9 protein-coding genes are annotated in these 10,717 nt (G+C 30.9%); 4 read left to right on the top strand and 5 right to left on the bottom strand.

The genetic code is table 11. The features are described from left to right. Positions 1-620 (bottom strand): S46 family peptidase (locus ACVC2P_RS18975; RefSeq protein WP_452600019.1); only part of this gene is annotated, 620 nt, incomplete at its 3' end. A gap of 205 nt (positions 621-825) precedes the next feature. On the opposite strand from ACVC2P_RS18975, the gene ACVC2P_RS18970 reads away from it, so the two are divergent. Together ACVC2P_RS18970 and ACVC2P_RS18965 are read left to right on the top strand one after the other, a co-directional pair. After that, positions 826-1,974, top strand: a complete 1,149-nt coding sequence (locus ACVC2P_RS18970) for a methionine aminotransferase (RefSeq protein ID WP_452600018.1) — start codon at positions 826-828, stop codon at positions 1,972-1,974. A gap of 17 nt (positions 1,975-1,991) precedes the next feature. Beyond that, positions 1,992-2,774 (top strand): nitrilase family protein, encoded by a 783-nt coding sequence (locus tag ACVC2P_RS18965; RefSeq protein ID WP_452600017.1) that lies wholly within the window; start codon positions 1,992-1,994, stop codon positions 2,772-2,774. On the opposite strand, the gene ACVC2P_RS18960 is transcribed toward ACVC2P_RS18965, so the two are convergent. Both ACVC2P_RS18960 and ACVC2P_RS18955 read right to left on the bottom strand, forming a co-directional pair. Then, on the bottom strand, positions 2,758-4,374 hold the full coding sequence (locus ACVC2P_RS18960; RefSeq protein WP_452600016.1) for an Ig-like domain-containing domain: 1,617 nt from the start codon (positions 4,372-4,374) through the stop codon (positions 2,758-2,760). The genes ACVC2P_RS18965 and ACVC2P_RS18960 overlap by 17 nt on opposite strands. A gap of 114 nt (positions 4,375-4,488) precedes the next feature. Then, positions 4,489-5,166 carry a ComF family protein gene (locus tag ACVC2P_RS18955; protein ID WP_452600015.1) on the bottom strand — a complete coding sequence of 226 codons (678 nt, stop codon included), beginning with the start codon at positions 5,164-5,166 and terminating at the stop codon, positions 4,489-4,491. A gap of 170 nt (positions 5,167-5,336) precedes the next feature. Here ACVC2P_RS18955 and ACVC2P_RS18950 point away from each other — a divergent pair, with 170 nt between their 5' ends. Further along, positions 5,337-6,200, top strand: a complete 864-nt coding sequence (locus ACVC2P_RS18950) for a hypothetical protein (RefSeq protein WP_452600014.1) — start codon at positions 5,337-5,339, stop codon at positions 6,198-6,200. A 64-nt stretch (positions 6,201-6,264) separates the two neighbouring features. Further along, the gene (locus ACVC2P_RS18945; protein WP_452600013.1) at positions 6,265-7,806 is read left to right on the top strand and encodes a glycine--tRNA ligase; all 1,542 of its coding nucleotides are present in this window, start codon (positions 6,265-6,267) and stop codon (positions 7,804-7,806) included. 96 nt (positions 7,807-7,902) lie between these two features. Here the strand turns inward: ACVC2P_RS18945 and ACVC2P_RS18940 are convergent, their stop codons facing one another. Both ACVC2P_RS18940 and ACVC2P_RS18935 read right to left on the bottom strand, forming a co-directional pair. Next, positions 7,903-9,795, bottom strand: coding sequence for an OmpA family protein (locus ACVC2P_RS18940; protein WP_452600012.1), 1,893 nt, complete (start codon positions 9,793-9,795; stop codon positions 7,903-7,905). A gap of 13 nt (positions 9,796-9,808) precedes the next feature. Continuing rightward, positions 9,809-10,717 (bottom strand): PorP/SprF family type IX secretion system membrane protein (locus ACVC2P_RS18935; protein WP_452600011.1); only part of this gene is annotated, 909 nt, incomplete at its 5' end.

Genomic DNA, 10,717 nt, shown 5'->3' with positions numbered 1-10,717 from the left:
CTACCAAATTTGCCAATACTTGTTGGAGGGGCACCAACCAAACGTATATCTTCAAAACGTTCTGTAATAAATAAAAAGTACTGATTGCCTTTGTAAAAAGCTTTTACTTTTGTGTTTTGCCAAGCTTCCTTTTTGGCTTGTTTTTGTATTGTATTACTATTTTTGTCTATAATAGCTTGTTTTTCTGTCTCCGACATGTTATCTGTTATTCCAGAAAACACACGATCTGTAATATCCTCAATGCTTACAATGAACTCAACATACAAATTTTCGTTAGGTAATTCTTCATCTAAATTCATGGCCCAAAAACCATCTTTTAAATAATCGTTTTCTAAAGAAGAGTGTGATTGAATTTGCCCAAAACCACAGTGGTGGTTTGTTAGTATTAATCCTTTATCTGAAATAATTTCGCTTGTACAACCTCCATTAAAGTGGCCAATAGCATCTTTTAAACTAGAATTGTTAACATCATAAATGTCTTTTGCTGAGAGTTTACTACCAAGCGAGGTCATTTCATCTTCGTTCATACCTTCTAATAACGAAGGGATCCACATACCACCTTGTTGTGCAGAGACTTGCAAAGTGATAAAAAGCACTAAAAGCGTTTTTAATAATTTCATAATAAGTTAGGTCTTTGTTTGGGATGTGTCCTTTATATATTCATCATAAAGCTACCCCAAAGATAAAAAACAAGATTTTAAATCATAGTTTTTTAGCTGTTTATTGTTTTAAAGAGTATTAAACTTTTTTCAATTGGTCAAAAAATACTATTTTTCATTACATTAAAAAAGGAGTTTATAAAACTAGACTATTTCAAAATTATACATGAAGCACATTTCAAAATTACCAACTGTTGGGACTACTATATTTACAAAAATGAGTGCTTTGGCGAATAAGCATAACGCTATTAATTTATCTCAAGGTTTTCCAAATTTTAAAAGTGATAAGCTGCTTATAGATTTAGTAAGTAATGCTATGCAATCTGGTTATAATCAATACGCGCCAATGGCTGGTAGTTTAGATTTACGTGAAGCTATTGCTACAAAATTTATGAACCTGTATAATACTAGTTACCATCCAGAAAGTGAAATAACTGTAACTGCTGGTGCAACACAAGCTATTTATACTATTATATCTGCATTTGTAAGAACAGGTGATGAGGTTATTATTTTTAAACCAGCTTATGATTGTTATGAGCCAGCTATTACAGTTAATGGAGGGAAAACTATAGCTGTACAATTAGAGGCGCCAAATTATAGTGTAGACTGGAAATTAGTAAAGCAAAAAATAACAGATAAAACGAAATTAATTATTGTAAATACGCCTCATAACCCTAGCGGCACTATATTTTCTGAAGCAGACATGCTTGAATTAGAAAAAATAACAGAAGGTACAAATATTATAGTATTAAGCGATGAAGTCTATGAACATATTGTGTTTGATAAAAAAGAACACCAAAGTGCTTGCTTGTTTAAAGGGTTAAAATCTAGAAGTTTTATAACTGCATCTTTTGGTAAAACTTTTCATAATACAGGGTGGAAGATAGGATATTGTTGTGCTCCGAAAGTATTAATGGATGAGTTTAAAAAAGTACATCAATTTAATGTGTTCTCGGTTAACCACCCTATGCAAAAGGGTTTGGCAGCGTATTTAAAAACGCCTAGCCATTATACCGAATTATCAGATTTCTTTCAAGAAAAACGAGACTTGTTTTTAAGTTTAATAAAAGACTCTAGGTTTCAATTTATGCCTTCAGGAGGGACTTATTTTCAAGTGTTAGATTATTCTAAAATAACAGAGGAGTACGATGTAGACTTTGCAAATAGATTAACAATAGATTATAAAATAGCATCTATACCATTATCTGTATTTAACGATAATGGTATAGATAATAAAGTTCTTCGTTTTTGTTTTGCAAAAACTAATGAGACTTTAAAACAAGCCGCAGAGATATTAAATACAATAGAGTTTTAAAATTAATTATTTTAAATATGCAAGAAACATTAAAAGTAGCAATAATTCAATCTAATTTAGTGTGGGAAAACCCAATACAGAATAGACTAAATTTTGTAGATAAAATAAATAGTATTACTGAGACTATAGATGTTGTTGCTTTACCAGAAATGTTCACTTCTGGTTTTACAATGAATGCAGAAGTTGTAGCAGAAACGATGGATGGAGAGACAGTAAATTTGTTAAAAGAATTAGCATTTAAAAAGCAAATAGCAATTACTGGAAGTCTTGTTATTAAAGAGGACAATAAGTATTATAATAGGCTAGTTTTTATTAAGCCAGATGGCACTCTTGAAAGTTACAATAAGCGCCATGGGTTTAGTTTAGCAGGGGAACACAAAGTCTTTACGTCTGGTACCCAAAAGCTAATTGTTAATTACAAAGGGTGGGCTATTTGCCCTTTAATTTGTTACGATTTGCGTTTTCCAGTTTGGGCGCGTAATACAGAAAATTACGATGTTGTTTTGTATGTTGCCAACTGGCCCAAACCAAGAATCTCAGCTTGGGATGCTTTATTAAAAGCAAGAGCTATAGAAAACATGAGTTATACTATTGGTGTTAATAGAGTAGGCCTTGACGCTAAAAACTATGAGTATTCTGGACATTCTGCTGTTTATAATGTTTTAGGAGAACAGATAACTTCTATAGCGCCTAATAAGGAACAAATAGAAATTGTAACACTATCTAAAACACACATAGAAAAACATAGAAGACACCTAGGGTTTTTAAATGATATGGATACTTTTAATCTAAAAGTGTAAATGGTATTATTTCTTCAAAACCAGCTTTAGCTTCATAAGGCTCTTTTGCATAACTTACACGTTCTGGTTGTATCCCTTTTAAATAGTTTCCAGAGTCGTAAACCCCATTTTTATTGGTATCGTAAATAACTCTAAGGTAATATTTGCTAGGTTGAATATCGTTAAAATCAACAGGTTTTGGTTCTGTTAAGTAATTTTCAAATTTAACGACTCCTTTATCATCGGTTAATTGCACAATAACTGGGTATACAGCATTGTTTAGCACAATTCGTGCATTACCAAAACTGTTTTTAGATATAGTTCTAAGACTATAGTTTAAAGTATCATTTTTGTTTTCAAAAAAATCAGTTACCGCTTCAGGAAGCATTTGTATTTTATACCTGTTATCCTCGGTTTTATTAAATAAGAAATTGTATTTATTATTTAAACTATCGTAAGAAGCCGTGTAGGCTACAGCAGTAGAATCTTTGTCTATAATACTTATTTTACTTTTGTCTAAATTTATAAAAGGGATATTACCTTGTATACTAAAAGGTTCATTAAACCTTATACTTCCTGTTGGATAAGGTTTTATAATTAAAGAGTCTCTTAAATTATCTTTTATTCTTACTTTAAAAGTGTCGATCACACTTTTATTAACCACTCGGTACAGTAAGGAGTCTACCTCTAGTTTTGGAGTGTAAAAGTAATTTAATGTATCTGTTTTGGGGTCTTTAAAGTAGCGTGATTTATAGTCGCTAGGAACTTTAGAAATCACTTTTATTTTTATGTTTTCATAATCACCTTGAAACCCAAAAGCAATTTTTTCTCCAGAAACTAAATAGGGTTTAGAGGCTTTATAGTCTATAGCTTCTTTAAATAGCTTTAAATTATATAGTTTATCCGTTGAATCTTGCTTGACTTCTATTGGTGTTTCATAAAAACCAATTTTATCAGAGCGTTGTTGAAATTTATTATCAGAATTTTTGTCTTTTAAGGCACGAAGATAGTATTTACCCGCTTTGATATTTTCAATAGTAAAATTTGTAGTACTATCTAAAGTGTTAGTAATGTATTTTGGTGTCTCTTTGTATATTATAGAATCATTATATGTAGAGTCTGCCTCATATAATACTACAGATACAAATTGGTCTGTAGAATACTCTAGGGCATCCTTTACACTTCCTTTTACAGTTAAGGAATCTATATAACTTCCTGTAGACAAAACATATCTAAAGTATTTAAAAGGGTTTTCTTCGTTATTGTCTACAATGCTGTTTCCAAAATTAAAGGCATATGTTGTGTTGGGTTGTAATGTATCGTAAATTTTAATTTTTATGTATTTGTTAGCCCCGCTTATAGGTGTAATTTCTGGAGATGTAGACATTGGTGGTGAAATAATAAGCTGTTTAGATAATTCTTTAAGCTTAACATATTCATTAAAATAAATTACAATTTCATCTCCTTTAAAATTAGTAGTATAATTTTCTGGTATTGATTTTACAATTTGTGGAGGTGTTACATCTTTTGGACCACCTGTAGGTGAGCCTCTGTTAGCACAGTTTACCAAAACCAAGGCAATAACAACTATAAAAAGAAGATTAATAATTTTATTCTGCATATTTTTTCTCTTTACCATCTAAAAATGACTACTTGGCAAATTAACAATTTATTTGCGTACTAACGAAACACTATGCGCCTTTAGTATTGAGCTTTATAAAGAATTTAACGTTAGTTAAGCAATAGCCATGGTTGCAATACTAATTTTTACATTGTCTGCTTTGTTAAGCTCCAAAATACAGGCTTCTAATGTAGCTCCTGTTGTTATAATATCATCTACTAAAAGAATATGTTTATTTGCAATACGGTCTAGATTCTCTGTAGAAAAAACTTCTGTATTGTTGTTCCATCTGGCAAATCTTTTTTTAGTAACTTGAGAGGATGTGTTAGTTACTTTTATTAAAACATCGTCTATATACTCTGCATTTAAAGCTTCGGTTATTTTTATTCCAAATTTAGAAACTTGATTATAACCGCGTGTTCTTTTTTTATTTTTATGTAATGGAACTGGAACTACTATATCTACAGTCTTGTAGTGCTCAATCTCTTTAAGCTCTTCACCCAGCCAAGTTCCTAAAAATAACCCTATGTTTTCTTGTCCTTTGTATTTTAACCTGTGTATCAACTGTTGTACAATCCCTTTTTTTTCAAATCTAAATAAAGCTGTAGCTTGTTCAATTTTAACGCGTCCGTAAAAAATCTTTTTAACAGTATCATCATTAGCTTTATGAAAATTAGTAATGGGTAAATTATGTCTACAATCTGTACAAATGTACTTTTCGTTATCTCCTAAATATTGAGAGCAACAAGTACAAGTTTTTGGAAAGAAAACATTAAGAATTGATGAGAGCATTAATGATTATTAGTTTTCTTATTAAATGTACAAAAATGAAATGGGATTTAATGATATCATAATAAAATTAGTATTAATAAGTTTTTTAACAATTATTTTATCATTTTGTCGATTAAACAAGTTGGTATAAGCTTATTTTGCTAGTTTAGTCGCAACATAACATAATTAGAATGATAGTTAACCCTCAATTTTTTAACTACAGATTGATTATTGGTTCATTGGTTATAGTAATTGTTAGTTTGGTTACTTTGGGGTATTTAAAATATAATACACTAAAAAAGAATCAGGAATTTATAACACAAGAAAATAAACTTGTGGAAAATGAATTGTCTGAAATGATTTCAAGTTACGAAAAGATGGTTGTAGAAAACCAAAATATAAATGTAGAACTTGAAAAAACGAAGCAAAAAATTAGTAGAATCTTAGATTCTGTTAAGACACTAGAATCAAATGTATCCTTAATATCTAGTTACAAAAAGCAAATAGAAGACTTTAAAGCAGAGCATAAAGAAATAACGTCTATTGTTAATGATTTAAAATCTGAAAATATAACGGTAAATAAGAAAGAAAAGTTAAAGAATAATGTACAAAAAAAGTTAGACTCTAATAGTGAAAATTATACTAAAGTAGAGTCGCCCAAATCTAGCTTAACTGTTTCTAGTTTTACGGCAGAAGCTGTAAAACGTGTAACTAGAAAAAGAATTATTAAAACCAAATACGCTAATAATGCTAAACAAATACATGTTTGCTTTACATTAGAAGATAGTACGTTTACACAAGAAGAATATAAAGATATATATATTCAAATTTTAAACCCTAAGAATAATATTATAGCAGATAAAGGTGTTGTAAATTTTGGAAAATCATCTTTAATATATACAGAAAAACTAGGTATTGATTATGATAATAAAACTAAAAAAGTGTGTTCTTTAATAAAAACAGACGCTAGTGATGCGTTAGTTAAAGGAACTTATTTTGTTAGCATATATCATAAAGCTGTTCGTTTAGGTAATACAACCATTGAATTAAAGTAAAATACTCTCACAATTTTTACAAAACCGCTCTATTTGTTTGGAGCGGTTTTTATATTTTTGCGCTATGGCAAATCAAGACGATAAATTTAAAAAAGTAATATCACACGCTAAGGAATATGGGTACATATTTCAAAGTAGTGAAATATACGACGGATTAAGTGCAGTATACGATTACGCACAAAACGGAGTCGAGTTAAAAAAGAACATAAGAGATTATTGGTGGAGAGCCATGGTACAGATGAATGACAATATTGTAGGATTAGATTCTGCTATATTTATGCATCCTACTACTTGGAAAGCTTCTGGGCATGTTGATGCCTTTAATGATCCATTAATAGACAATAAAGATTCTAAAAAACGCTATCGAGCAGATGTATTGGTGGAAGATTATTGTTTAAAGATTGAAACAAAAATTGAAAAAGAAGTTAAAAAGGCGGCTAAACGTTTTGGAGATGCTTTTAATAAAGCTGAATTTGTTTCAACAAACCCTCGTGTTTTAGGATATCAGGAAAAAATAGATACAATATTATCTCGATTAGGGCGCTCTTTGGAAAACGAAGATTTAGCAGATGTAAAGGCGCTAATTGAAGAATTAGAAATAGCAGACCCATTAACAGGAAGTAAAAACTGGACAGATGTTAAGCAGTTTAACTTAATGTTTGGTACTAAGTTAGGAGCTTCTGCCGAAAGTGCTATGGATTTATATCTAAGGCCAGAAACTGCTCAAGGTATTTTTGTAAACTTCTTGAATGTTCAAAAAAGTGGACGAATGAAATTGCCTTTTGGTATTGCACAAACAGGAAAAGCGTTTAGAAACGAAATTGTAGCAAGACAATTTATTTTTAGAATGCGCGAATTTGAGCAAATGGAAATGCAATTTTTTATTAAACCAGGAACACAAAGTGAATGGTTTAAGCATTGGAAAGAAGCTAGAATGAAATGGCATTTATCTTTAGGCTTAGGCGAAGATAATTATAGATTCCATGACCATGAAAAATTAGCACATTATGCTGATGCGGCAACAGATATAGAGTTTAAATTTCCGTTTGGATTTAAAGAATTAGAAGGGATCCATTCGCGTACAGATTTCGATTTAAAAGCACACGAAGAACATTCAGGCAAAAAGCTACAGTATTTCGATCATGAAGAAAATAAAAGCTACACACCTTATGTTTTAGAAACGTCTATAGGTTTAGATCGTATGTTTTTAGCAATATTTTCTAATGCACTTACAGATGAGCAATTAGAGGATGGAACTACTCGAACTGTATTGCGTTTACCTGCTGTTTTAGCACCTTATAAAGTAGCAGTTTTGCCATTAATTAAAAGAGATGGATTACCCGAAGTTGCTAAAAAGATTGTAGAAGATTTAAAATGGGACTTTAATGTGGCTTACGATGAAAAAGATGCTGTAGGTAGACGTTATCGTCGTCAAGATGCAAATGGAACACCGTATTGTATTACTGTAGATCATGAAAGTTTAGAAGATAACACTGTTACTATTAGACATAGAGATACTATGGAACAAAAACGTGTTAAAATAGAGGATATAAGAGCAATTATTAAACAAGAGGTAGATGTACGTACTTGGTTAATGAAAATGTAAATTACAGCGCTTTATATAATAAAATAAAAAACCAGCTTCAAAAAAATAAATGAAGCTGGTTTTTTATTTAAAATACTTTTAAAAGTAAAAAATTAGTTAGCTTTTTGGGCCACCACTAATAATTATAAATTCCGAACGGCGATTGGCTTGATGTTGTTTTTCTGTACATTTATTACCACATTTATATAATGGCTCACTTTCTCCCATGCCTTCTCCAGAAATTCTTGAAGCATCAATACCTCTAGAAATAATATACTCTACAGTAGATTTCGCTCTTTTACCAGATAGTTTTTTATTATAAATAGCTTTACCACGACTGTCTGTATGCGATTTTGCATTAATAACCATATTAGGATAGTTCTTCATTATTAAAACTAACTTATCCAGTTCTAATGCACCTTGACTAGTAATATCCGCTTTATTATAATCGAAATAAATAGGCTCTAAAAGAACACGGTCTGCAACAATAATCTTTTGTATAGGATCTAGTTTAAATTCTATATTAAGAGTTTCTTCTTGAGTTCCAGGCGCATTTAAAGTATTGTTTTCGTAAGTTTCAGCAGTTGCGGCAAGATTAATAGTACTACCACATTCTACATTAAACAGAATTTGTCCTTTAGCATTACTAGTTTTAGAAGTAATAATCTTACCATTATCATCTAATAAAGTAACTATTGCATTTGCTATAAGTATACCGGTTTCAGAATTTTTTACAGTAATTGTAGTCTCTACATTGCATAGAGGTTGCATTTTTTTAATAGCATATATATCATCGCTTCCTTTTCCTCCAGATCTGTTTGAGGATACAAAGCCATCTCCTGATGCGTTTATAGTAAATGCAAAATCATCTGAATTACTATTTATTGGAGCTCCTATATTACGTAACGGAGATAGTTTTTTATTAGTTTCTGTTATAAAAAACACATCTAAACCTCCAAGACCTAAGTGACCATTTGAAGAGAAGTATAATGTGTTGTTCTCACTAATAAACGGGAACATTTCTTGCCCTTTAGTATTAATTATATTTCCTAAGTTTACAGGTTTACCTAATGCTCCATTATTCTTTATTGTAGCTTTATAAATATCAAACCCACCATAACCACTAGGCATGTCCGAAGCAAAGTATAAGGTTTTACCATCTCTACTTATAGAAGGGTTTTTAATAGAGTAGCTCTTTTTGTTTATTGGTAATGCTTTTGCTTTACCCCATTTGTTTCCTTTTTTGGTCGCTTTAAATAAATGTAAAACACTGAATTTTGTGTTTGAACCAGCACTTTTATCAAAAAAACTTTCTCTAGAAAAATACATTGTTTTACCATCTGGACTAAAAGTAACTAATCCTTCATGGTATTTAGTATTTATATTGTTGTTTAACAAGGTTTCATTACTATATGCACCGTTATTAATAGTGTAACTATAAATGTCTAAATAAGGTTGTTTATTCCACCCATAATTATTCCTTGAGTTATTTCTAGCTGAGGTTATATAAAGTTTTTTGTCTAAAACCATACCTCCAAAGTCTGAAGCTTTCGAGTTAATAGCTAAATTTTTAATGGTAACTTTATTTGGTCTGGCTAAAATTTTATCCAAATAATTAGGGTTTGCTATAAACGCTTTTGCTCTAGTGTCTTTTGGGGCAGAAGCTGCAAATTCATTCATTTGAGTATTTGATGCTTGGTACTTACCATTTGCTTTAAGCATTTGTGCATACCTATAAATGGTTTCTGGATCTTTAGAGTTTTCTAAAGCTTTAGCATACCAACGTTCTGCTTCAACAGTGTTAAAAATATTATAATTGGCTTCAGCTAAACGCCTATATACGTAAGCATCAGCTTTTCCATTTTTAACGAGTTTATTGTAAGCTGCTATAGCATTTACAAATTCAAGTTTATCAAAATACTTGTCAGCTGTTTTGGTGGCTTTATTTTGAGCCACCAATATACAGCTGCTTAAGCAGATTAATACTACTACTACTAGTATATTTTTCATATTATTTCAGTAATTAGAAATAACGTGGTGAACGAGAGACTTTCTTAGGTAAGAAAATATCGAAGTTTATAAATATCTCATGAGACGAGTTTGTAACAACATTTAAGTCTGACTGTATACTATCGTAAGCATAGCCTATTCTTAAATTAGGAGATATCATAAAGTTTATCATACCACTAAATGAGTCTTCTAAACGGTAACCTGCTCCTATTTCTACTACATTGTACATAAATAGGTTTAAGTTAACATCGTAACTTACTGGAGCATCAAAGGCTAACTTTGCTAATGCATGAGGCTTTAACTTAAAGTTTTCTGATAAATCAAAGACATAACCTGCTGCTGCAAAGAAATGCTCTCTCTCAGACCCTATTTTTGTTCCATTTAAGTCTAAATGCACACCATTTAATATATTTGGCATAGAGGCAGATATATAATACTTATTAGGTTTATAGAAATAAACTCCTGCTCCTACATTTGGTGTTAACTCATCTACATTTTCTGAAAAGAATACATCTCCAGAATCTATTAAGTCTAAGTTTACTAAACCAATGTTATGAAATGTAGCTCCTGCTTTTAAACCAAAAGCTAATTTTGTGCCTCCTAATGGTAATGTATAAGAGAAGTCTACATAGGCATTGGTTTCGTTTACTGGTCCTATTTCGTCATTTATTAACGAGAACCCTAGCCCTACACGGTTACCTATTGGCGAATGTATAGAAAGTGTTCCTGTACTTGGAGCGCCTTCTAAACCTACCCATTGGCTTCTGTAAAGAGCGCCAATAGATACGGTTTCTGTAGACCCTGCATAGGCAGGGTTTATTACATTCATATTATACATATACTGCGTATACTGCGGGTCTTGTTGTGCATATAATTGATAGCCTAACAAGAATATGAAAATGGTATATATTAGTTTTTTCAT

This window comes from Pontimicrobium sp. MEBiC01747 (assembly GCF_053601635.1).
The sequence above is the reverse complement of the archived record's forward strand: the minus strand, read 5'-3'. Positions and strand labels throughout refer to the sequence as shown.